General features: G+C 62.4%; 26 protein-coding genes and 2 pseudogenes. 13 read left to right on the top strand and 15 right to left on the bottom strand.

Annotation, left to right across the window (positions count from 1 at the left end; genetic code table 11):
* Positions 1-15: 15 nt before the first annotated feature.
* Positions 16-453: a GNAT family N-acetyltransferase gene (locus NTU39_RS08165; protein ID WP_257959637.1), complete on the bottom strand. Its 438-nt coding sequence runs from the start codon at positions 451-453 to the stop codon at positions 16-18.
* A 249-nt stretch (positions 454-702) separates the two neighbouring features.
* Between NTU39_RS08165 and NTU39_RS08160 the strand changes: the two genes are divergently transcribed.
* The 5 genes from NTU39_RS08160 to NTU39_RS08140 all read left to right on the top strand — a co-directional run bounded on the left by NTU39_RS08160 (position 703) and on the right by NTU39_RS08140 (position 3,336).
* The gene (locus NTU39_RS08160) at positions 703-975 is read left to right on the top strand and encodes a hypothetical protein (protein ID WP_150665768.1); all 273 of its coding nucleotides are present in this window, start codon (positions 703-705) and stop codon (positions 973-975) included.
* A 250-nt stretch (positions 976-1,225) separates the two neighbouring features.
* Positions 1,226-1,429: a cold-shock protein gene (locus NTU39_RS08155; RefSeq protein ID WP_107338538.1), complete on the top strand. Its 204-nt coding sequence runs from the start codon at positions 1,226-1,228 to the stop codon at positions 1,427-1,429.
* A 194-nt stretch (positions 1,430-1,623) separates the two neighbouring features.
* Positions 1,624-1,854, top strand: coding sequence for a hypothetical protein (locus tag NTU39_RS08150; RefSeq protein WP_150665769.1), 231 nt, complete (start codon positions 1,624-1,626; stop codon positions 1,852-1,854).
* Between the two features lie 463 nt (positions 1,855-2,317).
* Entirely contained in the window at positions 2,318-2,530 is a 213-nt protein-coding gene (locus NTU39_RS08145; RefSeq protein WP_150681217.1) for a cold-shock protein, read from the top strand.
* Positions 2,531-3,138: 608 nt separating this feature from the next.
* Positions 3,139-3,336, top strand: coding sequence for a hypothetical protein (locus tag NTU39_RS08140; protein WP_150665771.1), 198 nt, complete (start codon positions 3,139-3,141; stop codon positions 3,334-3,336).
* Between the two features lie 116 nt (positions 3,337-3,452).
* Here NTU39_RS08140 and NTU39_RS08135 read toward each other — a convergent pair whose 3' ends face one another.
* On the bottom strand, positions 3,453-3,566 hold the full coding sequence (locus NTU39_RS08135) for a DUF2514 family protein (protein WP_246184692.1): 114 nt from the start codon (positions 3,564-3,566) through the stop codon (positions 3,453-3,455).
* Positions 3,567-3,832: 266 nt separating this feature from the next.
* Between NTU39_RS08135 and NTU39_RS08130 the strand changes: the two genes are divergently transcribed.
* The gene (locus tag NTU39_RS08130; RefSeq protein ID WP_257959636.1) at positions 3,833-4,459 is read left to right on the top strand and encodes a tyrosine-type recombinase/integrase; all 627 of its coding nucleotides are present in this window, start codon (positions 3,833-3,835) and stop codon (positions 4,457-4,459) included.
* Positions 4,460-4,602: 143 nt separating this feature from the next.
* Positions 4,603-5,493, top strand: coding sequence for a serine hydrolase domain-containing protein (locus NTU39_RS08125; RefSeq protein WP_257959635.1), 891 nt, complete (start codon positions 4,603-4,605; stop codon positions 5,491-5,493).
* A 121-nt stretch (positions 5,494-5,614) separates the two neighbouring features.
* Here NTU39_RS08125 and NTU39_RS08120 read toward each other — a convergent pair whose 3' ends face one another.
* From NTU39_RS08120 to NTU39_RS08110, 3 genes are all read right to left on the bottom strand, one after another.
* The gene (locus tag NTU39_RS08120) at positions 5,615-6,181 is read right to left on the bottom strand and encodes a YdeI/OmpD-associated family protein (protein ID WP_150665774.1); all 567 of its coding nucleotides are present in this window, start codon (positions 6,179-6,181) and stop codon (positions 5,615-5,617) included.
* A gap of 99 nt (positions 6,182-6,280) precedes the next feature.
* A complete protein-coding gene (locus NTU39_RS08115; protein ID WP_150665775.1) occupies positions 6,281-6,706 on the bottom strand; it encodes a cupin domain-containing protein in 426 nt (141 codons plus the stop codon).
* A gap of 305 nt (positions 6,707-7,011) precedes the next feature.
* Positions 7,012-8,313: an MFS transporter gene (locus NTU39_RS08110; RefSeq protein ID WP_257959634.1), complete on the bottom strand. Its 1,302-nt coding sequence runs from the start codon at positions 8,311-8,313 to the stop codon at positions 7,012-7,014.
* Positions 8,314-8,411: 98 nt separating this feature from the next.
* On the opposite strand from NTU39_RS08110, the gene NTU39_RS08105 reads away from it, so the two are divergent.
* Positions 8,412-9,341, top strand: a complete 930-nt coding sequence (locus NTU39_RS08105; protein ID WP_150665777.1) for a LysR family transcriptional regulator — start codon at positions 8,412-8,414, stop codon at positions 9,339-9,341.
* Positions 9,342-9,606: 265 nt separating this feature from the next.
* Here the strand turns inward: NTU39_RS08105 and NTU39_RS08095 are convergent, their stop codons facing one another.
* The 5 genes and pseudogenes from NTU39_RS08095 to macA all read right to left on the bottom strand — a co-directional run bounded on the left by NTU39_RS08095 (position 9,607) and on the right by macA (position 15,315).
* Positions 9,607-10,434, bottom strand: coding sequence for an AraC family transcriptional regulator (locus NTU39_RS08095; protein WP_150665778.1), 828 nt, complete (start codon positions 10,432-10,434; stop codon positions 9,607-9,609).
* A 73-nt stretch (positions 10,435-10,507) separates the two neighbouring features.
* Positions 10,508-11,929, bottom strand: coding sequence for an efflux transporter outer membrane subunit (locus tag NTU39_RS08090; RefSeq protein ID WP_484549328.1), 1,422 nt, complete (start codon positions 11,927-11,929; stop codon positions 10,508-10,510).
* A 68-nt stretch (positions 11,930-11,997) separates the two neighbouring features.
* A pseudogene (locus tag NTU39_RS26990) lies at positions 11,998-13,272 on the bottom strand (ABC transporter permease); the annotation flags it as partial.
* Positions 13,273-13,340: 68 nt separating this feature from the next.
* Positions 13,341-14,013, bottom strand: a pseudogene (locus NTU39_RS26985) (ATP-binding cassette domain-containing protein); the annotation flags it as partial.
* A gap of 96 nt (positions 14,014-14,109) precedes the next feature.
* Entirely contained in the window at positions 14,110-15,315 is a 1,206-nt protein-coding gene (gene macA, locus NTU39_RS08080; RefSeq protein ID WP_150665780.1) for a macrolide transporter subunit MacA, read from the bottom strand.
* A 357-nt stretch (positions 15,316-15,672) separates the two neighbouring features.
* On the opposite strand from macA, the gene NTU39_RS08075 reads away from it, so the two are divergent.
* Positions 15,673-16,308, top strand: a complete 636-nt coding sequence (locus NTU39_RS08075) for a trimeric intracellular cation channel family protein (RefSeq protein ID WP_039399799.1) — start codon at positions 15,673-15,675, stop codon at positions 16,306-16,308.
* A gap of 48 nt (positions 16,309-16,356) precedes the next feature.
* On the opposite strand, the gene NTU39_RS08070 is transcribed toward NTU39_RS08075, so the two are convergent.
* The gene (locus NTU39_RS08070; RefSeq protein WP_150665781.1) at positions 16,357-16,995 is read right to left on the bottom strand and encodes an RNA polymerase sigma factor; all 639 of its coding nucleotides are present in this window, start codon (positions 16,993-16,995) and stop codon (positions 16,357-16,359) included.
* Positions 16,996-17,158: 163 nt separating this feature from the next.
* On the bottom strand, positions 17,159-18,472 hold the full coding sequence (locus tag NTU39_RS08065) for a citrate synthase (protein ID WP_246184693.1): 1,314 nt from the start codon (positions 18,470-18,472) through the stop codon (positions 17,159-17,161).
* 202 nt (positions 18,473-18,674) lie between these two features.
* Between NTU39_RS08065 and NTU39_RS08060 the strand changes: the two genes are divergently transcribed.
* Genes NTU39_RS08060 through NTU39_RS08050 form a run of 3 tightly spaced genes read left to right on the top strand, consistent with a single transcriptional unit; the run spans position 18,675 to position 21,870 of the window.
* Positions 18,675-20,039 (top strand): MFS transporter, encoded by a 1,365-nt coding sequence (locus NTU39_RS08060; RefSeq protein ID WP_150665782.1) that lies wholly within the window; start codon positions 18,675-18,677, stop codon positions 20,037-20,039.
* A gap of 20 nt (positions 20,040-20,059) precedes the next feature.
* A complete protein-coding gene (locus NTU39_RS08055; RefSeq protein ID WP_257959633.1) occupies positions 20,060-21,049 on the top strand; it encodes a substrate-binding domain-containing protein in 990 nt (329 codons plus the stop codon).
* 59 nt (positions 21,050-21,108) lie between these two features.
* A complete protein-coding gene (locus NTU39_RS08050; RefSeq protein WP_150665784.1) occupies positions 21,109-21,870 on the top strand; it encodes a class II aldolase/adducin family protein in 762 nt (253 codons plus the stop codon).
* Here the strand turns inward: NTU39_RS08050 and NTU39_RS08045 are convergent.
* On the bottom strand, positions 21,843-22,835 hold the full coding sequence (locus NTU39_RS08045) for a cupin domain-containing protein (RefSeq protein WP_150665785.1): 993 nt from the start codon (positions 22,833-22,835) through the stop codon (positions 21,843-21,845). The genes NTU39_RS08050 and NTU39_RS08045 overlap by 28 nt on opposite strands.
* A 145-nt stretch (positions 22,836-22,980) precedes the next feature.
* Here NTU39_RS08045 and NTU39_RS08040 point away from each other — a divergent pair, with 145 nt between their 5' ends.
* Positions 22,981-23,517 (top strand): carboxymuconolactone decarboxylase family protein, encoded by a 537-nt coding sequence (locus tag NTU39_RS08040; RefSeq protein WP_257959632.1) that lies wholly within the window; start codon positions 22,981-22,983, stop codon positions 23,515-23,517.
* A 93-nt stretch (positions 23,518-23,610) separates the two neighbouring features.
* On the opposite strand, the gene NTU39_RS08035 is transcribed toward NTU39_RS08040, so the two are convergent.
* Together NTU39_RS08035 and lhpI are read right to left on the bottom strand one after the other, a co-directional pair.
* Positions 23,611-25,059, bottom strand: coding sequence for a short-chain fatty acid transporter (locus tag NTU39_RS08035; RefSeq protein WP_257959631.1), 1,449 nt, complete (start codon positions 25,057-25,059; stop codon positions 23,611-23,613).
* Positions 25,060-25,101: 42 nt separating this feature from the next.
* Positions 25,102-26,046, bottom strand: a complete 945-nt coding sequence (gene lhpI / locus NTU39_RS08030; RefSeq protein ID WP_150665788.1) for a bifunctional Delta(1)-pyrroline-2-carboxylate/Delta(1)-piperideine-2-carboxylate reductase — start codon at positions 26,044-26,046, stop codon at positions 25,102-25,104.
* Between the last annotated feature and the right edge of the window lie 13 nt (positions 26,047-26,059).

Genomic DNA, 26,059 nt, shown 5'->3' with positions numbered 1-26,059 from the left:
TTGCCTCGACCGGCCTTAGGTCGACAGGGCCTTCTTCATGGACGGCGCGGGGTGCAGTACATAGCTCTCTCGCTCATAGAACGGGATCGCGTCCGGCCGCGCGTCGAGAAATATCGCGGACATGCCGCGAGCGCGTGCGTCGGCTTCGGCATACGCCATCAAGGATCTACCAACACCTGTTCCCCGACCCGCCGCATCGACCACAAGGTCATCAATATGAAGGTGCGCCCCGCGCGCCAGAGTGTGGACGGGTCTCATCCCCATCACTCCGAGAATCGATCCCCTGTCGAACGCCGCTACGAGTTCGTAACCCGAATGCGATTGCCGACGGACCCGCTCCAGGAAGTCGGGACCGTCAAGGGTCCGCAGTTGAGCGATGACCGGGTATGCCAGCATCCATTCCGGTGGCGCCAGTCTTCTGATTTCCAACGTGCTGCTTCGATGTTCGGTCATGTGTTAAGTCGATAGCCCTTTAAGAGCTCAGATTGTTGCACGGAGCGACTGACGTTCCATCGAGGCTTGCGCAGCAATTGCAGACCACCAGGCGACGAGAGCTGAGCGAACAACGCGCCAGTGGTGCCCGAAGGGCCGCTTAGTGTCGGAAATGGTGGCCGACAGATGACCGCAATCGGCCATCAGCAGTCGTTCAGGCTAGGCTGTATGTTTTGATTGAGAGTAATAAAGAAAATGGACAGTCCGTCAATGGAAACGCCTGTCACGTTACGCCAGGCATACCTCATCATGTTCGACTTTCTCGAACGGGAATGGGAGCGGCTTGGCCGCTCGGATGAACTCGGCGCGCTCCTCAGCAGCCTTTCTCTGTGGGCCGAACCAAATGGTAAAGGCGTTCCGATGGATGCCGCGATATTCCCTGAGTGGATTGAGTGCGCCCGACGAGTCCTTCAAAGTGAACAGACATCCGACGGCTACCCAAATGCCGACATCAGACTATTGCCAATTACACCCAAAGATTAGTTTGTGCTTGACTCGGTCAGGTGTCCGCTTCGGGTCGGAAGGAGTCATTTGGCGTACGGCGGGGCTGCCGCTCGAAATACCTTGACGGTGCCGGACTGTCAAGGTAGTGTGTACAGAGAAACATTCAAGAAGCTCGATTGCTGATCATCATTTTTCTGCGTTTTCCGCGCGGTACTCGCTATCCTCTCTCCCTCCTTGAAGTTTTTCTCGCTCCGCAACGGAGCTAATTTGATTATTTCAAGGATTCATCATGGAAACTGGTACCGTTAAGTGGTTCAACGATAGCAAGGGCTTCGGCTTCATTACACCGGATGCTGGCGGCGACGACCTGTTCGCCCACTTCTCCGAAGTGCGGGGCGAAGGCTTCAAGTCGCTCGCAGAGAATCAAAAGGTTAGCTACGAGACCAAGCGCGGCCCTAAGGGCCTGCAGGCATCGAATATCACCCCGCAGTAACGTAGTTCAAGGGCCGGCTCACCGGCCCTTTGCTTGTATAGCATCCGCGCGGAGCCATTGCGCTCCCGACTTGATCGCACCATTTCGAGGTGTGCATCATTTGTCTTTCCGACACGATCTGTCTCGCTCCCATTTTCGAAGTTTTTCGACTTGTCTGGCCCGAATGCCATGCAAGCGTCACTCGCATTCCATCTATGAAAAATAATAACCATAACCACCATTACAACGGGTATCTGGTTTCCCCCTCCGCGTACCAGCTTCCGGACGGCTGGTTTGCGGCCAACCTCCTGCTCGAGCGGGGCGATGCCGCCCACGCGGCGCCCGCCGCCTACACATTCCATGCGCTGGACTATTTCGACACCGAACTGCAAGCCCTGGGGCACGCCAGTGCATGGGCGCGCGACTGGATCGACAATCGCGGTTAATCGTCGTAGCATCCGGCCACATCGCAAGATGCGCGATCGTCGTCCGTCTGCGCTTCGTCATCAGAATTGCGGTGACCCGTCGACATAAAATCGCGTCAATCCCGCGCCCCATTGAGTGAATTCTGCACCCATGTCGTCTCCACGCAATTGACACACCTACCCGAAAACGGATGCCGCGCTAAGTAAAGAGATGTGTGCTGGTCAAGATACGGTGAAACTTGGGAATCTAGCGCAATGCCAAGGCAGAACAGGCTGGGAAACGCTTACACAATATGCATTGAGTCCTCGATGCAATGGGCGTATAAGCAATATATCGAACATCAAGTCTGACGTTAATCGATCAAGCGTCGATCTCATCGTTCATTGCGAGACACTTCCGATCTCTGAATTTCTTGGTTGTCCGCCACTTGCGCCCAGTTTCGCGTTCCGCGATGACTATTCGCAGGGAAAACCTGGGGTTCACATGAGCACCGGAATTGTAAAGTGGTTCAACGGCAGCAAGGGCTTTGGTTTTATCACGCCGGATGATGGCGGGGACGACTTGTTCGCCCACTTCTCAGAAATTCAACCTCAAGGGCGCACGGAGTTTCGCACCCTGCAAGAGAACCAACACGTTTCCTTCGACCTCACGCGCGGCCCGAAAGGTTTGCAGGCATCCAACATCAAGCCCGCGTAGCGTCTTCCCTGAATCACTCGTTAGCATCGCCGTGCCAATACTGCGATGCGGCATTGCTCGCCATGTCGGAGGAAATATGTCACACACGTCGCCCTCATACAGAGGATTCAGCTTGGAAACTCTGGTGTTCTTAGACCCGGATACAACCCAAGCGAGCCGTAAACACGAAAGATTGCTGGCTGTATCCGTTCGCATCACCCCGAGTGCGGCCGTCGGTTCAGTTCCGTCGCCAGAATCGCGAGTGTTTCGACTTGAGACAGTCCTGTTCGATTCAATCGGCAATGCACGGCGCGCTGGGGATGAGTTCGGCCGCACACTGATAGACGGCTTTATTAACAAGGCTTCGTTGGAGGCATAACCCCATGGGCGCTTCTCCTAACTGGTTCTTGTATTCCGGCTACGTGCCAGTTGACGCGGCACGCCTGCTTTCTTTCGGATCGATTGCACGCGCGATTTGTCTGAGCAATCGGACGGAAGCGTCTGCGCATGCGCAGCACGGCCCCGTCGTTAAGTGGCTACGTTGGCGGGCCGCTGAACGCAAATTGCCCAACTGAGCGGCTTTATCGAAGCGCGGCGCACAGGGTCATAAAACTTTTACAGGAGCGAACATGCTCGCCCTTTCAGCACAAGCCATAACTGCGGCGCTTCAACGCATTGCGGAAAAAAACCCGAAGCAACCTTCAGACGCGGTTATCAATGCGTTGCTCGCACGCGAGTTGATACATCGGGTGGGCAAGCACTTTGAGCCGACCCAATTCGGTCGCTCATATTTCCGCCAGGCCTATACCATCCGTCCAGGATGGTAGACCTCGTCGGACACCGTTCGTAGCTGTACGAACTGGTCTCGCAAAAATCCATCTGAACTAGTGGCGAAAGTCGTCGAGGTGGGCGGAAAATGATGCCGTCGAACCTCTAGCTCACGTTAATCGCGTATCGTCAATGCGTCATAAGTGCGCTCGCAGGCAAGTTCTTCGATGTGCGCTGCATCAGCGTATCGAGCAAGTTCTTCCGCAGCCTGGTCAGGCTGACTGAGCAACCGGAGGATGCCTTACCAAGGGCGCTTTCAGGCTTCACGTAGCCACGGCTTTCACAAGCGCCGTATTATCTTCGCGAGATTGCGTGTCGTTTTGGACAAAGCCAGCACTTCGGCCCAATACGTTTTCGAACTCCGACATCGTTGGAATGTTGCAAACAGTATCTTCGGTGGATATCTAGCCAGAACCACTTAACGTTCGCTTCGGGTCGGATAGCGACCTTCCGTAGGCGCACGCTCGATCTCCCTTTGCCAGAAAGGAGATTGTCATGAAATCCGAGAATGTCGTGGTTAGCCATCGTGAGCCATGGAGTAAGGGCAAACTCACCGGGCAGAAGCCGCCGCTAAAGCTCAGAGAGATTTGGGCGATCCGAACGAGGCTTCAGATGACGTCGAATGTCCGTGAGCTTGCGATGTTCAATCTCGCAATCGATAGCAAGCTTCGAACGTGCGATCTCACACGATTGCAGGTGCGGGACGTCCGACACGGAAGCCACGTGGCAGCGAGGGCCACCGTCATGCAGCAGAAGACACAGCGACCGGTCCAATTCGAGATCACGGAACAGACCCGTGAGAGCCTCGAAGCATGGATCGACGCGCGAAGACTGAAGGCGGCGGATTTTCTGTTTCCGAGTCGGCTGCATACGTCGCCGCATCTATCGACCCGGCAATACGCCCGGATGGTACATCGCTGGGTCGCGTCGATTGGTCTCGACGATACCGCATACGGCACCCACACTATGCGGCGCACAAAAGCCTCGCTGATCTACCGGCGAACGAAAAATCTTCGAGCGGTGCAGTTGCTGCTCGGACATACGAAGCTCGAAAGCACGGTCCGCTATCTTGGCATCGAGGTTGACGATGCCCTTGAGATGGCGGAGCAGACAGAGGTCTAATGACGCGGTGGCTGGCGAGCGGTCGCTTGCTGGCCATCAGTGGACGTTCGCGAACCCAACGGCCACTTGGTAAAAAGCTGATCGGGGGCAGTCGCACCTGTTGTGGGATATGCTCCTGCCCGTTGTTACCAGTCGAGTCTTCAATGTTGATTTCAACGCTCCTCAACGGTCAATCAGTAGGGCCGTCCCAGCAATCCGAACCCATTGTGCCTTGGTGGAGCTTCACTAAAGCGGTGTTAGCCGCGACCGCGCTGAAGTTGGTACGCGACGGTCGACTCGTTCTGGATGCTCCGCTCGCTGAAAAGGCGTTCACGTTGCGTCAGCTCTTGCGCCATGAGGCTGGCCTCGCTGACTATGGCGAGCTTCCCGAATATCACGCTGCTGTCGCCAATCAGGAACAGGCATGGCACGCGGACGAAATGATGCGGCGTCTGGATGGTTCCCGGCTTCGCTACACCCCTGGCGCCGCTTGGCGTTACTCGAATGTTGGTTTCATGTTTGTCGCCAGGCTAATTGAGCGGGCAGCAGATATGCCACTTGAAGCCGCCATCAAGCAGCAAGTCTTGACGCCGCTTGGCATCTCGACGGTTCGCTTCGCAACGGAACGTTCAGAACTCTGTGGCGAGTATCTCGGCAATGCGTTGAATTACGACCCCGGCTGGGTTTATCACGGCCTCCTTATCGGCCCAGTTTTGCAGGCTGCTCTTCTGTTGGATCGCTTGTTGGCCGGAAAACTTCTGCCATCCAACCTGCTTGATGAAATGCTGGCGACGAAGGTATTGGGTGGCCCGATGATCGGCCGACCGTGGGTGACGCCAGGATATGCGCTGGGTCTTATGCGGGGCACAGTCGAAGACGGTTCAACGCTGGCGGGGCATACCGGATGTGGCCCAGGCAGCGTTGTGGCTGTCTATCGATGTACGGTTGACGGGGCGGCAGCGTGCAGCGCTGTTTTTTCAACGGGCGCGGATGAGGGCGGTGTCGAGGCGGTGGCCGTAAAAGCAATACGCGAGGCACTCGGAACAACGCTCTGAAGTTCGCAGCGCTCGACCAGCATCACGCGTCCGCACGCTTCAATGTCCGCTTCGTGTCGAAATCAGCCGTTCCCCTTAGCGCAATCCCCAACTTCATCCACACTCTCGGATTATTCTTTTTCTAATGAATGGTCTCCCCACGCCCCAACATCCCCACAAACTCCTCAATCTTCCGCGCCCGCGTCTCAGCCTTTTTAACGTTCTGAATCCGAAACAAGATGGCGTAGCGGTTCCGGCTGCTCAGTGTCGCAAAGAACTCGCGGGCTTTGGGGTTCGCATCTAACGCGGTTTGCAGGTCGTCGGGGACTACCGAGTTCTTAGGCGAGTCATAAGCTGCTTGCCATCGCCCATCCGCTTTGGCCTTTTCGATTTCTCGCATCCCCGACGGGCGCATTCTGCCTGAGGCGATCAAAGCTTCCGCTCGTTCTGTATTCAGCTTGGCCCAGATGCTCTTGGCTGTACGGGGCGTGAAGCGCTGCAACCAGTGTTCGTCGCTTTCCTTCTTCTTGTGCCCGTCGATCCAGCCGTGACAAAGCGCGCTTTCCACCGCCTGTGCGTAGCTCAGCGTCGGCTGTGCCGCCCCTTTCTTTGCCAGACGCAGCCATACCCCGGCGGATGTTCCACCGTTTTGCGTCAACCAGTTTTCCCATTCATTCTGGTCAGGAAGTGTCAGACAAGGCTCTGTCATAGCGCGATTTAGATTGTGATATCCGGGTAGCGGCGCTTTTGCGCCGCTACGATGTCGACATATCGTAGCGCGTGCGAAACGCCCCTGCGAATATTCAACTTAAATCCACTGATCGTTCGCCACCGTCCGATCCCCTGCCTCGCCGTCGCCCGTATTCACTACGCCTCGCGGCTCGATCAGCAGCAACTTGGCTTCGCTCTCTGCGAACGGCTTGTGTTCGACGCCCTTCGGCACCACGGCCATTTCACCAGCGCGCAGCACGATGGCACCGTCGCCGGTCGTCGCATCGCGGAAATCGATCCGCAGCTCGCCTTCCAGGACGATGAACGTTTCGTCGGTATCGGCGTGCTGATGCCATTGGAACTCGCCGATGACCTTGACGACCTTGAACTGGTAGTCGTTCATCTCGGCGACGACGCGGGGTTGCCAGTGACCGTCGATCAGCGCGATCTTGCGGATCGGATCGATGGCCTTGCACTGGCCGCGATCCGACGGGGCGTTGGGATGAGTAGGGAATTGCGACATCGTTCTCTCCGTTCTTGGGGGTAATGCGTCGAGGATACGCATGCCCCTTCACGGCCGTATTGAACGATTGTGCGTGGCGGTTCTAGCCGGGCAGAATGCCGCTCGCGACCTGAAGCCAGCGGCCGGGCATCAGCCCGAAGGTCTTCGAGAACGCCTTCCTTTGATAAAAGCCGGCTACTGCCATGTCTCGTTCCAATCGAATGCTCGGCGACGCCGTTCCGTATTGATGTCGTGAAATTTCGCGGATGTAGTATTGAATTCCAATTCCATCAACGCGACTCAGATGTAGAACATCGCGCCGGAGCTCAGGCATTCCGAGATCGCTTGCTTGACTGCGAGGCACGATCGAAGCAGCCGAACAAAAACACGGCAACCGCGAACCCCAGTGTGACGACGCACACGCCATTCCACCCCGCCCATGCCCACGCCGCGCCTGACAGCGCAGCACCAATTGCGCCGCCGACGAAAAAGATGCCGACAAAGAGCGCGTTCAATCGGCCACGAGCCGCCGGATTGATCAGGTTGATCGCGCGTCGACCGAGCGTTTGATCCGCGATCACACCGGCGTCGAGCGCCGCCGCCCCGACTACCAGCAATGCGAGTGCAAGGACGGGGTGCGTGGCCGCGGAGAACCCGCCCCAGCCCGCCCCGGCAATCGCGAGCACGAGTACCGCCGCGATCATCACCAGATGCGCAGTGATTTGTGTCGCGCGCCCCGCCCCGCGATCGCCGAGGTAGCCCGCGAGCGGCGTCACCATCGCGCCCGTTGCACCCGCCAGCGCGAAGGCAGCAATGCCTTGTGTACCCAGCGAAAACGGCGGCTGGGCAAGAAGCAGTGCAATGGCTGTCCAGAACGCGCTGAACGCACCGAGTGCGAGCGCGGCAAGCGTCGCGCGACGCTGTAAGACGCGTTCGGTGCGCAGCAAGGTCCACAGCGAACGCAGCAAGTCCAAGTAGCGAGCAGCCGTCTTCGGCTTGTGACTCGGCAACCGCGTCAGCAGCACGACAGCAAGCAGCGAGTCGGCCAACGCCGCGAAGCCATAGAACGCACGCCAGCCAAACGCTCCGCCGATCAGGCTCGCGAGCGGTCGCGACAACAAAATGCCCAGCATCAAGCCGCTCATCACGTTGCCGACTGCGCGTCCGCGCCGGCTTTCAGGCGCCATCGACGCCGCCATCGGCACGAGCATCTGGATCACGCTCGATGTCGCCCCGGCCATGAACACCGATGCCAGAAACAGCCAGCCCGATCGTGCGAGCGACGCGAATCCGAGGAACATCGCGCAGCAGGCGAGCGTCCAGACGATCAGGCGGCGATTTTCAAGGAGGTCGCATAGCGGTACGAGCAATAGCAGACCCGCGGCGTAGCCGAGTTGCGGGAGCATTGCGATCATGCCGGCAAGCTCGGGCGGCAAAGTCAATGCTCGGCTGACAGGCCCTGTCAGAGGTTGTGCGGCGGTCAGGTTCACGACGATGACGCCGACGGCGGCGGCAAAAAATATCGTCAATGGCGTGGTCAGGCCACCGCCTGGGGACGCATCCGCTTGCAGTGAGGGCAGCGAAGCGGAGGGCAGTTCGCGCGCGCAAGTGTCAGAAGGTTGACTCATGGGTTTGGGCTTCCGGTGTACGAGTGTGGCTTATCCTAAGGACGAGAACGTTATGCGACAATTGAATTATCTTGATAATGTTTATGCGAGATTGTTTGATGAACACGCGAGACTTGCAGGCTTTCGTGGCTGTGGTCGAAAGCGGCTCAATGGTGCGGGCCGCAGAGAGACTGTTTTTGACTCAGCCGGGACTCACGCGCCGTGTCCAGAATCTGGAAACGATGCTCGGCATCGAGCTGCTCGACCGGCAGAGCAAGCCGCTCAAACCGACGGCGGCCGGAAGCGACGTCTATGGCCTTGCGCGCGCGGTGCTACGCGCGGTCGACGACCTGCTGGCCGTCGCGTCGCCTGATAGCGAGCCGGCAGGCGAGTTTAGGATCGGGGTACCGCCGTTTTTGTCTGAGATGGCGTTGGAGCAACCCATCGACCGTCTGCGTGCCGCGTTTCCGAATCTGACGCTGCGCGTGACAGCGGGCTGGTCGCCGGGACTGCTGGAGGGCATCGAAAAGGCGAAGGCGGACGCGGTCGTCGTGCTTTTGCCTGAAGGCGTGCCATTGCCGGCAGGCCTGACGTCGACGCTTCTCGCCTATAAGCCCACGGTCGTCGTCGCGCCGCGCTCGTTCAGTCTGCCCGACAAACCCGTCTCGCTCGCCGATCTGGCGGCTTATCCGTGGGTGCTGAACCAGGACGGTTGCGGAATGCGTTCAGCACTGAGTCGCGCCATGTCTGCGGCGGGCTTGCCGTTCAACGTCGCTGTCGAAGCGTTCGGTTCGGAACTACAGTTGTCGCTGGTCGCGCGCGCTTTGGGCGTCGGGCTCGCTGCGCCTGAAGTGCTGGCGCGCAGCCCGCATCGCAATGCGCTGCAGATCGTCGATGTGCCTGAGTTCAATAGCGGGCTGAACGTGTGGCTCGTGCATGGCGTGCTGCCTGGCCGTCTCGTGCGACCCGTCGCGGTGATGCGCGACGCACTGATCGAAACGCTGGAAAGGGATGCGGTATGTTTGCCCCTCGCCGATTCCGTCGCATAAGCCCGAACAGAAGCTGAGTTGCAGGAGATTTCCCCACCACCGGCCTCGGCGCAAAAGCCGGGGAGATTCGCACGTCGAAGCCGCTTGCCACCGTCCATCCGCTTTGGCTTTTTCGATTTCTCGCATTCCTGACGGGCGCATTCTGCCTTCGGCGATCAAGGCTTATGCTCGTTCTGCATTCAACTTGGCCCAGATGCTGTTAGCCAAGCGTGGGGTGAAACGCTGCAACCAGTGCTCGTCGCTTTTCTTCTTCCCCCTGGCCGTTCTAGCCCGGCAGAATGCCGCTCACGACCTGAAGCCAGCGGCCCGGCGTCAGTCCGAAGGTCTTCGAGAAATGGCGCGTCATATGGCTCTGATCGGCAAAGCCTGCCGTAGCAGCCGCATCCACGAGAGATGTACCCGCAAGCAACTGGTGACGTACATCATCCAGACGCCGCATCGTCAGATACCGGTACGGACTCGTGCCGTAGAACGTGCGAAAGTCGCGCGACAGACTCCACCTATCCCGCCCTGTCGCCGCTTCGAGTTCGTCCAGTGTGACGACCCGCGCGCTGTGGGTATGCAGAAAGTCCCGCGCGCGCTGTGCCGCCAGATAGTCGCCCTTCGTCTTCCGCGCAGGCGCACCGGAGACTGCCGCGAGCGCGTGGGCCAGTTCCGTCAGCGCGTCGCTCTGTTCCAGCGGCTCCAGCGTGTGGCTGACGTGTTGCAGCAACGTCTCGGTCGCCGCCGCCAGACGCGGATCCGTCGTCACGCCGCCTTCGACGAACGGCAACGCCTGCCCGCCAAGTACATCCTGAAATAGCGACGGATGCACGTAAATCATGCGATACCGGAAGCCTTCGTCGGTGCCCGCCTGCCCATCGTGCGGTTCGTCGGGATGCAGCACCATTGTGTTGCCGGGCAGACTATTTCGCTGCCCCCGCCGATAGCTGAAACTCTGAACACCCGCGAGCGTGCGGCCAATCGCGTAGGTGTCGTGGCGATGCATCGAGTAAGCGTTACCGCGAAACCACGCCTCGAAGCGCTCCACGCCCTCAATCGGCTGTGCATGCTTGACCCAGTCGGGTGTTAAAGCGGATGTCCGTCGATTCATGATGTACGGCCTCGGATGACCTCACGCGTCACGGTGCAGTTCGCAGGTTCAAACCACGCTCGATATTACTCACTCAAGCAGGCGGATTCACATCCGACGCATTCCCTGCCCCGCCCAGCGCCTTGTACAGCACCATGCGATTGTTCAAACGGTTCAGGCGCACTTGCGCATCGGCCGTTTGCGCGTTGCGCAGCAACTGCAACTGCTCCAGCCACTGCTGCACTCCGATAGCGCCCGCCTGATAGCGCGAACGCAGCAAGGTCTCGGCACGCTGCGCCTGCACCAGCGACAGCGCACGTTGCTCGCCCTCCCGCGTCAGTTGCTCACGCGCCGACAGTGCGTTCTCGACTTCGCTCAGCGCCGTAAAGAGGCTCTTGCGGAAATTCACCACCGCTTCCTCGTACTGCGTCTGCGACACCTTGATCTGCAACTGCATCGTATTCCACTGGATGAACGGCAACGCCAGCCCCACCCCCAGTGAACCGATCGGGTTCTGCAACACGCGCTCCAGCGACGTACTCGTCGTCCCTACCTGCCCCGTCAGCGTGAACGTCGGGTAAAAGCTCGTGCGGGTGATGTCGACGTTAGCGAGCGTCCCACGCAAACGCAATTCCGCCGCGCGCAAGTCCGGACGACGGCCCAGCAGCTCCGCAGGCAAGCCCGCCGGTACGACAGGCAACGCCTGCGTCGGCAGCGTCGACGGTTCGGCCGCCGCCTGCTCCGGCGGACGGTCGAACAGAATCGCCAGCGCATTGCGGTTTTCCGTGCGCTGCTGCAACAACTGCGTGAGCGCCGCGCGCTGATCGGCCAGATTGCCCTCCGTCTGCGCCACATCCAGCCCCGACACCGCCCCCGCCGCATAGCGCGAGCGCACCAGCGCCAGAATCCGTTCGCTATAAGCGATATTGCCCTCGGTGTTGGCGATCTGCTGATTCAGGAAGCCGATCGTCCAGTACAACTGCGCCGTCGTACCGATGATCGACAGACGCGCGGACTCGCGGTCGGCGTCGGTCGCCTCATACTCCCAGCGCGCCGCATCGCGTTGCGCGGCCAGCTTGCCCCACAGGTCCAGCTCGTACGATGCCTGCGCCGACAGGGTGCTCTTACGCCCCGTTGCATGGGTATCCAGCGTGCGTTGCACGGTCGCGTTCCCACCAACGGTGACGGACGGCGTGAGGTTCGTATCCGCCAACCCCGCCTGCAATTGCGCGCGATACACGCGAATCCCCGCCGCCGCCAGGTCGTTGTTGACGGCCAGCACATCGGTAATCAGACGATCCAACACCGGGTCGCCGAACGCACGCCAGAAGTCGGGGGCAATCGTTGCGGTGTTGCCAGCGACGGCAGGCGACGTCGCGGAAGCCCCCGCCCACTGCGCGGGCACCGGCACCGCCGGCAGCGGATCGTGATGTACACCAGCGCAGCCAGTGAGCAGCACTGCTGCGCTCGCCAGCGCGAGGACCGTACGACGCAGCACCGTCGACGTGCCGGACAGATCGGCCGAAACTAACGAAGCGAACGAGTGGCAAGTAGTAGATTTCATTCTGGTCATCTGGCAATACCTCAATCGCGTGCAAGCGCTTCGACCGGATCCAGCCGCGCGGCATTGCGCGCTGGCATGAACCCGAACACCACGCCGATGAGCGTCGAACACAGGAATGCCGTGACGACCGAGCCCATCGAGAACACCATCTTCCACTTCTCGACGAACAGCGAGAACAGGAAGCTCGCCCCGAACGAAAGCGCAATCCCGATCGCGCCGCCCATCAGACACACCATGACGGCCTCCACCAGGAACTGCTGCATGATGTCGCTCTGACGCGCCCCGACCGCCATGCGGATACCGATCTCCCTCGTGCGCTCCGTCACCGACACGATCATGATGTTCATCACGCCGATACCGCCCACGACCAGCGAAATCACGGCGATAAGCGACAGCAGCAGCGTGAGCGACTGACTCGTCTTCTCGACGGTCTTCACCACGCTGTCCATGTTGTACGTGAAGAAGTCCTTGCGGCCGTGACGCTGCGTCATGAGCGTCTCCAGACTCTTCTCAGCGGCCTTGCTCGGCTGACCGTCACGCACGCGCACCGTAATGCTGTCGACGTTGCGCTGACCGAACAGACGCCCCGCCGCCGTGGTGTACGGCACCCAGATGTTCAGGCTCTTGGTGTCGCCGAATGCGCTCTTCTTCTCCACCGTCACACCGATCACCACGCACGGCAGATTGCCCACGAAGATCACCTCGCCCAGCGGATTCGGGTTCGCACCGAACAGCTTGCGACGCGTATTCTGGTCGATCACGGCAACCTGCGCCTGGCGCCGCACCTCGTCCGCACCGAACGCAATGCCCTGCCCGATCTTCATGCCGCGCACCTGGAAGAAGTGCTCGCCCACGCCCGTCACCATCGCGCTCGCGTCGACATTGCGGTAGCGCAGCAGCAGACTGCGCGCCGTTTCGGGCGTCGCGCTGTCCACGTAAATCTGCTCCGAGAGCGCGTGCACGTCCTCGGGCACGAGCGTCTGAATCGCCGTCGCGCGGTTGTCGCCCCAGTCTTTGCCCGGATAGATGTTGATCGTGTTCGTGCCGATGCTGCCGATCTCGGCCAGCATGTAGCGCTTCGCCCCTTCGCCAATGGCGACGATGGAGACGACCGACGTAATACCGATGATGATCCCGAGCATCGTCAGAAACGTGCGCAGCCGGTGCGAGATCAGCGCGATCCACGCCATGCGGAAGGCCTCCGCAAAGCGGTCGATGCCCCCGGTCCAGCGACGCGGCGGAATCGCCCCGCCGTGGCTGGCACTCACCGAAGCGGGATCGGCGGCCGGAGCTGTCGAGGCAACCACGGCCTCCTCGGCGGCCTCCTCCGGCGACGGGACATCCGGCTCGATCTCCACCGGCGTGTTCTCACGGTCGGCCACGATCTCGCCGTCGCGAATCTCGATGATGCGGCGCGCATGCGCGGCGACCTTCTCGTCGTGGGTCACGATAATGACCGTGTGCCCCAGCGCGTTGAGTTCCTTGAGAATGCGGATGACTTCGCGTCCGCTGCGCGTATCGAGTGCGCCGGTCGGCTCGTCGGCCAGAATCACATCGCCGCCATTCATCAGCGCGCGCGCAATACTCACACGCTGCTGCTGACCGCCCGACAACTGGCTCGGCCGATGTTCCGTGCGATCGGCCAGTCCGAGCCGCTCCAGCAGCATCACGGAGCGCGCACGACGCGCCGCATGCGGCGTGCCGGTGTACACCGACGGCATCTCCACGTTCGACGCCGCGTCGAGGTGCGGCAGCAGATGGTAGCGCTGGAAGATGAAGCCGAAGTGCTCGCGACGCAGTTGCGCGAGCGCGTCCGCATCGAGATCGCGCGTCTCGCGCCCCGCAACGCGGTAGCTGCCGTCGCTCGGATGGTCGAGACAGCCGAGAATGTTCATCAGCGTCGACTTGCCCGAGCCGGACGCCCCCATGATCGCGACGATCTCGCCTTCTTCGATGGTGAGATTGACGTCGCGCAACACGGTCACGTCACGCTCACCGGCCGGAAAGCGTCGGGTGATGCCCGTGAGTTCGAGCATCGGGTGGGGACGGACGTCGGAAGCCCGCTCAGCGGCTTGCGACGCTTGTGACACAGAAGACGTACCGGCGGCTTGAGTCATGGCGCTCGCCTTCCTTTATTGGGACGCACCGGGCGAGGCGTCCGTCGAGGCCTGCGTGCTGTCGCCCGCCTCGCCGATCACGACGCGATCGTCGGCCGTGAGACCTTCTTTCACCTCGACCCGCACGTTGTTGTTCAGTCCGGTGACGATCTGACGCGTCACAGCCTTGCCATCGCCCTTGCCCTCCGCAGGCAGAACACGCACTTCGTAACGGTCCGGGCCGACCTTCTTGCCCAGCGCCGCCACCGGCACGCTCAGCGCCTGTTTGGCCGTGCCGAGCAGCACGTTGACCTGCGCCGTCATCGAAATGCGCAGGCGATGGTCGGGGTTCGGCACTTCGAACAGCGCGTTGTAGAAGACCGCCGTGTTGTTGCGCGTCGCGCCCCCGCCCAGCGTGCTTTGGGTATCGAGGAAGTTCTGCGGCGCCGGCTCGATGGCGCGCAGCTTGCCGTAGTAACGCTTGTCGGGGTCGCCCAGGATCGTGAAGTAGGCGGTCTGTCCCGGCGAAATGCGGATGACGTCAGCCTCCGAGACCTGAGCCTTCACGGTAATGGTGTCCAGATCGGCGAGCTTCAGAATCACCGGCGCCTGCTGCTGCGCGATCACGGTCTGGCCTTCCTGTGTGACGATGGCGACCACCTGCCCGTCGATGGGCGCGTCGATGCGCGTATAGCCCACGTTAGCCTTCGCCGATTCGATGGCGACGCTGGCCTTACGAATCTGAGCGTCGAGTCCGTTGAGCGAGGCGCGCTGCACGTCCAGATTGGCTTGCGCCGATTCGAAGTCCTGACGGGACGTCGCGTCGTCCGGCAGCATCTGACGCTGACGGGCAAACGCCAGTTCGGCCTGCTTGAGTTGCGCCGCCGTCGAGCGCTTTTGCGCCTGAAGGTTCTGCTCCTCGGCCTCGGCCTGACGCAGGCTGTTCTGTGCGAGCACCGGATCGATCTGCGCGAGCCATTGCCCCTTCGTCACCTTGTCGCCCAGCTTGACCTTGAGCGACTTCAACTGCCCGCTGACCTGTGCGCCGACGTCCACCTGCTGGAACGCGCCCAGCGTACCCGTGGCGAGTACGGTGTTTTCAAGGTCGGTGCGCTCCACCTTGGCGCTGAGGTACTGCGGCACCTTCGGGGCCGCGAGACTGCGCAGACCGAGTGCCACGAGAACGATAAGCACAACGAGGCTGGTAACCAGATAGGGCCGACGGCGAATGAACTGGATCATGGAACGAAGTTGGCGATCAAAAAGACACGTCCGGGACACGTCAAAAGGGCTTCACTCGTAGCGCATTCGGGCCGGTGGGCCGGTCGGTCCGCCGACCGGCAGATCGGTCGATCTACCGGCCAGTAAGCCGCGCCGGGCGCGACGGGCACGCTTCGGAGCACAAAAGGATGAGATTTTAAGGGGTTTGCATGACGGGTGGGGCGGCTTTCCCGCGTCTGTCGTTTCGTTGCAGGCAGTGTCGCACCCGCGATAGACGCTGAAAACCTGTACAAATCACAGTTTCAGGCCCGCTGGCGCGGCAAAACACGGGCAAAAGCACCTGAAGTGATATATTCGCCCGGCACTGCAAGGGACATCATGAAAACAGAAATCTTCTACGCCCTGTACCTCATCGCCATCGTCACGGAAGCGATGTCGGGGGCCATCATGGGGATGCAGCGCGGCATGGACCGCTTCGGGCTCGCCTTCGTCGGTATGGTGACGGCGCTCGGCGGCGGCACCATTCGCGACGTGCTGTTCGGCCGCCATCCGCTCGTCTGGATCGCGCATCCGGAGTACCTGCTGCTCACCCTCGGCGCGGCGACGCTCGCGTCCATCGTCGCGCGCCACATTCACCGGCTGCGCATGACGTTCATCACGGTCGACGCCATCGGCCTCGCCGCGTTCACGATTCTGGGGTGCGATATCGGCATGACCGTGAGTACGAGCCCGGTCATCGTGGTGCTTGCCGGGGTGCTAACGGGGATTGGCGGCGGTATGCTGCGCGACCTGCTGTGCGGACAGGTGCCGCTGGTGCTGCGCCGCGAGATGTACGCGAGCGTGGCGTGCATCGCGGGTGCGATGTACGTGGCGATGCTGCATTTCGGCGTGCCCAACGGCGTGGCGACGGGCGTGGGCTTCGTCGCGGGCTTCGTCATCCGCATGCTGGCCGTGTGGTTTGGCTGGCGCTTTCGCACGTTCGAGGACGAAGCGCCGTCCGAGCCGTTGCACTAAGGCCTTACCCGGTGCAGCAGCGCGCACCGGACATCCATCATGGGACGCTCAGGGCTTGATCGCTTCCGACGCGTCGGGTAGCCGCGCCGGACGACGCGACTCCGTGATCCCGCCAGCAGCCTGACGGCCAGTCTGCTCGGCACAGTAGTCGAGCGTCTGACGCAGCAGCGTGTCCACCTTACGCAGTGACAGACCATGACGGGCCGCGACTTCCTCGCGCGTCAGATCGTCGATGCGCAACTCGACCAGCACGCGGCGATGGTGTCCCGACATCTCGCCGAGGGCACGTGCAAGCGCCGCCAGCTCCGAGCGTGCGCCCGCCACCGCCTCGGGTCCGGGGCTGCGGTCGGGCAACACGTCGAACACTTCGTTCTCGTCCGCCAGCGACGCCCACATCCGGCGTCCCCGCATCTGATCGACGGCGAGGTTGTAAGCCATCCGAAATACATACGTCTCGCCCTTGTGCACGGCCTCGGGCAAGGTGGCGCTGCCGAGCCTCACCCACGCTTCGTGCAGGCTGTCGCTGGCCGTATCGTGGCAGCCGATGCTGCGCGACAGACGGCGCAGCAAACGGTCGTAATTCGCCTCCAGACATTCCCGCAATACCTGCGTGGCAGTGCCCACGCTGCTTTCCTGCGCCTGCGCCGCACGCACCGCAGCTTCGACGCTGACATTGGTCAGATCCACGTCGCCGCTCCCGGTGCCTTGCCGTCCGCCCCTTTCCTGCCTTCCCCGTCATGCCACTGCGCGAACATTGTGTGCCCCCCGATACCCATGAACGCTTGCGTCGGCCATCGCTGCAATCGCGGGCCTCATTGACATGACGGATTTCAGAGGACAAAACCGCAGACTATTTTTCGAACGACTCGAAGGTTTCCGCAGTCACCGGCCCGCCGAAGCCGTACTTCGCACGCGGTCGCAGCATGAACGCCTGCGTGCGCTGCTCCATGACGTGCGCCACCCAGCCCGCCGAACGGCCGATGATCCACATCGCCGTCGACGTACCGTCCGGCAGTCCCAGCGCACGGGCGAGCGCGACCAGTCCCGTCGCCAACCCGGCATGCGCGTTTACTTCGGTGCGCATACGCTCGAGAAAGTCGAGCGTCAGACGAGTGTTGGTGCGCATTGCATCGTCGATGGTGACGTCGTCCGTCTCGCGCATCAGTTCGCCTGCCATCTGCATCATAAGATCGGCACGTGCATCGCCGCCCGGATACAACGGATGATTGAACCCGAGCAGGCTCGCGCCGTATTCGCGCACTCGGCCGACGCGCGAGTCGAGCGCATCGAACGGCTCGCACAGCAGCATCGTCTCGATCTTTTCGGTGCTGGTGCCGGTGGTGAAGCCGATATGCGAACCGATGGCCGCCGCGACGCAGCCGAACAGATCCGCATTGGTGGACGCCGCGACCCGCGCCGAAAACGTCGCCGGTGCGAGTTCGTTGTCGGCCAGCACGACCAGTGCGGCATTCATCGCCCGCAGTCGTGCGGGTGTCACCGCGCTGCCCGCCGCACGCAGCACATGCGATGCGACGCCCTCCCCGGTCTCGCGTGCGACGAAGCATTGCTTCGGCCCGAGAAACCCCACACATCCGACCATGCAATGCAGCATCGCGCGGGCCGCCTGCACGGCGGTGCCGTCGGCCAGCTCGCGTGCGCCGCGTCCGTGCATCGCGAGCGCGAACGGCACCATGCCGAGCAGATTGCCGATGTCAGCGCTCGCCACTTCGCCGTCGTACGTCGCCAGAAAGCGCAGCACGTCGGACGGCGTTTCCTGCATCGGCCATTCGGCAATGCCGTCCTGCCAGATTCCCGTCATCAGCAAATGCACCACCGACTCGAACGACGCCCCGCCGCTCGCCAGATCGATCGCCAGACGGTTGCGATAGCGCGGACCGTGCGGCGTGATCTGGGTGATGGCCGAATGCAGCACGGGATCGCCGAAGCGCATGGTGGATTCGGCCACCGCACCGGTCGGCGCGCGCCCGCGCTTGCGCGTGGCCAGACGCTCGACGTCGCGACGCAGATACAGGCTCTTGCGACCGTCCTCATGCGGACGCGCCCGAATCAATCCCCGGCTCACGTAGGCGTACAACGTGGCCGGTTTGATATCGAGTAGCGCCAGGACTTCTTCGCGCGTCATCAGGTCGGTTTGCGGCGTCATCGGTGTCTGCGGCTCCCTCGGTAGCACTGCGTCGCCCCGTGGCAACGCGTTTGCGGCTCATCATGCCACATTCATATTGACTTTAAAAATCAATATTGATAAACAAAAAATCGCTCAGTAAAGTCGTCTCCGGAACACAGACAAAGACACTGCGAACCGGCGCTCGCCGGTATTCGACAGGTCGCCCATCCGGAGACAACGCATGGCCCATGACCTTCCGCCGCGACACGCCGAGCGCATCGACGTTCGCGAAGCGCTGCAATCCGCCCCGCTAGGGGCCTTTCACTATCGGCTCGCCACCCTGCTGGCGCTGATCCTGCTGTTCGACGGCTTCGATCTCTACAACGCCGCGTACATCGTTCACGACGTCACCAAGCTGTGGCTTTTGTCGCCGAGCCAGATTGGTGTGCTGCTCTCGTGCGGGCTGGCCGGTTTTGCTGCCGGTTCGGCCGTCTCGGGACCGTTCAGCGACCGCATCGGACGCCGCCGCGTGCTGCTCACCGGCATCTGGTTGTCGGGTGTGATGAGCCTCGCCATCGCGCTCTTCGCTCACGACCTGCGCACGTTCATTGCTCTGCGTTTCGTGATGGGGATCTCGCTGGGCTTGCTCATGCCGGTGGCCGTCACGTACATCAACGAAATCGCACCCAAGCGCAGCGCCAACGTTTTCACCATCGTGTTCTTCTCGTGCGGCTGGATCGGTGGCGCAACGGCCTCCGGCTTCATCGCGGCGTGGCTGATTCCGCAGTACGGCTGGCAGAGCATGTACTACGTCGGTGCGCTGTCCGTCGTGTTGGCGCTCGCGCTGCAATTCGTGCTGCCCGAATCGGTGTCGTTCCTCGCGAGTCGTGGCCGTCAGGACGAAGTGCGCGCGCAACTGACCCGCCTGTGGCCCGCGCGTGCCGCGGAGTTTGCGACGGCGACGTTCACGTCTCCCGATGCCGGTGTGAAAGCCGGTTCTGTCGCCGCGCTTTTCTCTCCGGAATTCCGCCGTCAGACCATCTGCCTCTGGTCGATGGGGGCGCTGTCGCTGTTCTCGTCGTACGGTCTGTCGGGCTGGCTGCCGACAATCATGCTCAAGCGCGGCGAAAATCTCTCGACGAGCTTCGCCTACGGATCGCTGCTGGTGTTCGCGTCGGCGTTCGGCAGCCTGCTGACAGGCGTGGTCGCGGACCGCATCGGCAATCGCCGTCTCGCCATGTCGCTCGCGTGGCTGTGTGGTGCTGCGGCCATCGGCGTGCTCGCGACGATCACTGGCGGTTCGGTGACGTTCATCGGCATCGTGGTGGCAGGCATGTTCGTCATCGGCACGCAGACGGTGCTCAACAACCTCGTCGCCGTGAGCTATCCGACCGAGATTCGCAGCACCGGCGTCGGGCTGTATCTGGGTATCGCCCGCGTGGGCGCTATGTGCGGACCGGCCATCGCCGGTGTGCTGCAACAGGCGACGGGCGGCGCAGGCACGATGTTCTTCGTACTCGGCGCAGCGCTCGTGACGGCCGCTGCACTCGTGTTCCTCGTCGCACGCCCTGAAAACCTGCCGAAAGCACCGGCCTTCGGTCACTGACAGCCGCTTCAGAACATTCCATGTCCAGACTCTCGCTGTCCCTCGCCATCAACGATTACGACCACGTGCGCGATCTGCTCGACGCTCGCATCGCCGTCACCGGCATCGATCTCGTGCCGTCGGTCCTGCCGGTGGAAGAGATCTTCTATCGCACCACGCATTATCAGGAGTGGGATCTCTCGGAAATGTCGCTTGCGAAGTACGCGTCGCTGCGCTCACAGGGCGACGACCGGCTGATCGGCTTGCCGGTGTTTCCGTCGCGCGTCTTTCGCTTGTCCTCGCTCTATGTGAAGGCAGGCGGTGGCGTAGCGTCGCCCGGCGACTTGCGCGGCAAGCGCATCGGTGTGCCGGAGTGGGCGCAGACGGCCTCGGTCTATTCGCGCGGCTGGCTCGCCCACGATCAGGGCGTCGCGCTCACGCAGGTCGAGTGGGTGCAGGGCGGCGTGAATCAGGCGGGACGCCGCGAGAAAGTCGCGGTGCGCGTGCCGGAAGGCGTGCGCTACCGTCCCTCGCCCGACAAGTCGCTCACCGCCATGCTGCTCGACGGCGAGATCGACGCCATTCTCAGCGCACGTCCGCCTGCACCGCCCGCCGGACGCGAATACGAGATCGTGCGTCTGCTCGCTGACTTCGAGACGGTCGAGCGCGACTATTTCGAGCGCAGCGGCATCTTCCCGATCATGCATCTGATCGTCATGCGACGCGACGTCTTCAATGCCAATCGCTGGATCGCCAACAACCTAATCAAAGCGTTCACGCAGGCGAAGGACGCGAGCATCGCCCGTCTCGAAGACATCACCTGCTCGCACTTCCCGCTGCCGTGGATGAGCCAGCGTGCCGCCGAAGCTAAAGCGATGTTCGGGGGCGATCCGTGGCCCTATGGCGTCGCGCCCAATCGCGTCACGCTCGACGCCTTCCTGCGCTTCGCCTTCGAACAAGGCGTCTGTCATCGCCCGATGCAGGCCGACGATCTGTTTCCTCCCGAGGTGAGCGCCGCCGTTCGGGTTTGACGCCCGTCCTGCACATCGCGTCACCGTCCGACTATCGACACTCATTGCAAAACACCCCTATGCAAGCCACCACCCCCTACACACCGGCGATTACCGAACACGACGCCGCCTCCATTGCGCAACTGCGCGAAGACCTTGCCGCCGCCAACCACATCCTTGCGCATCACGAAGTGCTCGACGGCTTTGGGCACGTGAGCGTGCGCGACCCGCGCAACGCGGCGCACTTTCTGATCGCGCAATCGATGGCCCCGGAACTCGTCACGCCGGACGACATTCTTACGCTCGACCTCGATTGCCAGCCGGTCGACGGCGACACGCGCAAGCGCTATCTGGAGACGTGGATTCACAGCGAAATCTATCGCGCGCGCCCGGACGTCAAGGCCATCGTGCACAGTCATTCGCCGTCGGTGATTCCGTTTGCCGCGTCGTCGGTGCGACTGCGCCCCGTCTATCACATGGCCGGTTTTCTCGGCAGCGGCGCGCCGGTGTTCGATATCCGTCACTGCTTCGGTTGCACGGACATGCTCGTGCGCAACGGCGAGCAAGGCAAAGCGCTGGCCGACACGCTGGGCGATGCGGACGTCGCGCTCATGCGCGGACACGGCTTCGTGGCGACCGCGCCGACGCTGCCCGCCGCCGTCTATCGCGCCATCTACACCGAGTTGAACGCCGGTATGCAATCGACCGCCATCGCGCTCGGCGGCGAGGTGACCTATCTCAGCGAAGAGGAAGGCAAACGCTCCACGGAAACCAACCTCGGCGTGATGGAGCGTCCGTGGACGTTGTGGAAACGTCAGGCGGCGGCCTTGCGCCGCGACTGATCGGCCTCATGAGCTTGACGCGCCCGCGTGCGCCATTGCGCGGGTGTCACACCGACGACCTTCTTGAATACCCGCTGGAACGCAGCGTCGGACTGGTAGCCGACCGACTCGCCGATGTCCGCCACCGACGCCGTCGTGTTCGCGAGCTTTCGCCCCGCGATGGCCATGCGAATCTCGGCAAGGAAGTCGTGCGCCGAACAGCCCGCAGCCTCGTCGAACCGACGGGAAAACGTGGCGCGCGACATATGACACAGCGCCGCCAGATCGGGTAGCGACCACGGCTGCGCCGGGGCATCGAACATCGCCGCAAGCGCGGGCTGCAAGCGCGGCTCGCGCGCGAGCGCCAGCAGCCCGCGCGACGAACCCTCCCCCTCGCTCGCCGCGCGCAGCGTCATCGCGAACAATGCGCCGGAGAGATTACCCACGAGTGCTTCGCAGCCCGGCTCCTGTGCCATCGTCTCGTCCCGCATGAGCGCAATCAGACGCGCCAGCCGATCCCCGATGCTTCCGGGCGCGGGGGCTTCATCCCCGTTCGCCCCCTGACGCCCGCCACGCACGACCATGCGTGCGGGCAGATACGTCTGAAGCAGGCCGTAAGGCACCGTCCCGAAGAAGAAGCGGCCGCACAGCACATCGGCGGCATCGGCCGCTTCGTCGTCCCCCTGCCGCACGATGGTGAAGCCCGCGCCCGGCTCGAAGCGTGGTGGCTCGGTCGGGCCGCCCTCCCCCTCGCTCAACGAGTGCGCATCCCCCGTCGGAAACATGACGATGTCGCCCGCCGTCATGACGACCGGCGGCCCGTCGCCAGACGCAACCGTCGCGGTGCCGCTCAGCAACAGGTGCCAGGCGATCTGACTGTCGGCCGAGCGCCCTTCGTCGATACGCCAGGGCGCGCCGAAGTGGCAACGGAAATCGAGCTGCCCGGTCACGGGAATCAGCGTCAGCAGACGATCCAGCAAATTCATATGACCTCGGGCACGAAGCGATGTTGAGACGATTGAGCATGATATCGTCAAAATCAGGCATTAAAGATATCACCAATCCTCCCTAAGATGTGATCCATGCCGTCGCCACTGTGACGCGGTATCTCAAACACTTAAGGAGCAAGTCATGAGCCGTATTTCTGCCATCTCGCCGCAAGACGCCACCGGTCAAACTGCCGAACTGTTCGCCAAGATCAAGGCGGGCGCGGGCAAGGTGCCGAACCTGTACGCCACCATCGGCGCTCACGCCCCCGACGTGCTCGCCAACGTCCTCGCGCTCGACGCAGTCATCGGCAAGACCAGCCTCGCGAAGAAGGACATCGAGACGATCCGTCTCGTCGTGAGCGAAGTCGGCGGCTGCGACTACTGCGTGGCAGCCCACACGCTGATCGGCAAGATGTCGGGACTCGCACCGGAAGCCATGCGTGCAGTGCGTGCGGGAGTCGTCTCGGGCGACGACCGTCGTGACGCGCTCGCTCACTTCGTGCGCAATCTGGTCACCACGAACGGCACCATCGACACGAACGAATATCAGCGCATTCGCGACGCTGGCTTCACGGAGCGTCAGGTCATCGAGATCGCGCTGGTGATGTCGGGCATCACGTTCACGAATCTGGTCAATCGCATCAACGACACGGATCTCGATTTCCCGCGTGCCGACTGACTCGCGATAACCCGCCACGAACGGTGAAAAGACAAAGCGCCTCCCGGTCTCCCGGAGAGGCGCTTTTGCGCGTGAACGCGTGACCGCAGATCGTTACGGCATGACCGGCGGGTGATACGTCAGCGTCTGCGCCAGCAACCAGAGCATGACGATGACCACCGGGAAGTGCACGAGCAATTGCGTGAACGTGTAGCCCACCACGTCGCGGGCACGCAATCCGAGCACGCCCAGCAGCGGCAACATCCAGAACGGGTTGATCAGGTTCGGCAACGCTTCGGCCGCGTTATACACCGTCACGGCCCAGCCGAGGTGCACGTGCAAATCGTTAGCGGCTTGCATGACGTACGGCGCTTCGATGATCCACTTGCCGCCGCCCGACGGCACGAAGAAGCCCAGCACGGCCGAGTACACGCCCATCACGCCCGGGAACGACTCCTGCGACGAGATCGCCACGAAGAAACTCGACAGATGGTGCGAGAGCGTCTGCCCGTCCAGCCCCGGGGCCTTCGTCAGCAAGTAGGCGATGCCACCATACAGCGGAAACTGAATCAGCACGCCCGCCACCGACGGCACCGACTTGGCGATGGCGTCGAGGAACCGGCGCGGACGCCAGTTCAGCAACATCCCCAACATCAGGAACAGGAAGTTGTACGTGTTCAGGTTCGAGATGGCGAGCAGCGGGTCCTTGGTGGTGAACTCATGCCCGATCCACAACGCACCGAGCGCCACGATCAGCACCGTCACGAGCGGGCTGTATTCAAGCCAGTCGCCGGGACGCTGCGCACGCACGTATGGCTTCGACGCGTCGTCGAGCGACACGCCGAGATCGGCGGCCACCTTCGCACGCGCATCGCGAGGCGCGGAGTAGTACGCGAGGATCACCGAGACGACCGTCAGCACGGCGGCAATCGCCATCGACTGCGGCAGGAAAATCGTGTCCGAGAACGGAATGACGCCGGTGATCTCGATGAGCGCCTTGGGCAGACTCGCCGGATTCGCCTGCAACTGCGCGGCCGACGAACTCAGGCCCAGCGCCCACGTTGCGCCCATGCCCAGATACGCCGCTGCGCCACCCGCACGGTAATCCATGCGGATGTCGTCGCGCCGCGCAATCGCGCGCACCAGCAGACCGCTGAACACGAGACTGATGGCCCAGTTGAACAGGGAGAGCACGATACTCACGAACGCCACATACGCGACAGCGCTGCGACCGCTGCGCGGCACGGCGGCCATCTTGCGGATCAGCACGGCCGCCGGCGGCGAGACCGCCACCACATAGCCCGAGATGGCGACGATGGCCATCTGCATCGTGAACGGGATCAGGCTCCAGAAGCCGTCGCCGAACGCAACACCGACCTTGACGGCTGGCACCCCGATGGCGAGCGCCCCGCCCGCACACACGATGACGGCGAGTGCGGCGAACAGATAGGCGTCAGGAAACCAGCGCTCGGACCAGCGTGTGACCGATGCCGCCAGACGTTCTAGGAGCCCGCCGTCGTGCGGCGCCTCCGTCGTGCTCGATAGTGAAGTTCCCGGTTTCATTTCCTGCGTTCCCCTTGCTTGATGTGGCTTGAATTGGATGGGTCAGGTGCCCTGCGTCGCTCGCCAGACCAGCATGGCGGCAGCAAGGTCTTCTAGTGCGGTGCCCACGGCCTTGAACACCGTGCGCTCGTCTTGCGTGCTGCGACGAATACGTCCCTCGCGGCACAGATCGGCCAGCGTGCCGCGCACGTCCTCTTTCGTGAATACGCCGCGCGACATCGGTCCGAGCAGCTCGCCGGACTTCGCCAGCGCTTCCTCCGTGTCGACGAACAGCGTCGCACCGGCGAAGCAGGCGTCGTCCGCTTCGCGCATCTGCGGCGTGAAGCTGCCGATCAGATCCAGATGCACGCCCGGCTTGAGCCATTCGGCCTGCACGACCGGCTCGGTCGCGAGCGTGGCACAGGTCACAACGTCGGCATTCGCCACGGCGTCTTTGGCGGTCACGCTCACCTGCGCCTCGAAGCCCTGCTCGCGCAGGCCGTCGACCACGCGGGCAGCGGCCTGTGCATCACGGTCCCACACGCTCACGTGTGTAATCGGGCGCACCGTACGATGCGCGGGCGGCACCAGCGAGCCGACGCGCCCTGCACCCAGCAGCGCGAGATGCGACGCGTCTTCGCGTGCCAGATAGGCCGCCCCCAGCGCCGAAGCCGCTGCCGTGCGGCGCGACGTGATCTCGTTGCCGTCCATCTGCGCGAGCGGCACCCCGGTCGCGGCGTCGTACAGCAGATACGTCGAATGCAGTCCCGGCACGTTTCGCTGGGCATTGGCGGGTGCGATGTTGACCGTCTTGATGCCAAGGAAACCACCCGGCTGCCAAGCGGGCATGATCAGCACAGTCACCGACGCGCCCGTCGCCGGATCGGGAATCACGTGCGTATGGCGCAGCGGCACTTCGCATCCTTGCACGAACATGGCGTTCAGCGCGTCGAGCAGCGGGCCAAACGCGAGGGCGTTGCGGGTGGCGGCGGCGTCGATGATTTTCATGGATTGCGTCCTC

Origin of the sequence: Pandoraea commovens, from assembly GCF_024704525.1 — a bacterium.
Lineage (GTDB): Bacteria > Pseudomonadota > Gammaproteobacteria > Burkholderiales > Burkholderiaceae > Pandoraea > Pandoraea commovens.
This window is presented reverse-complemented; position numbering and strand designations above follow the sequence as displayed.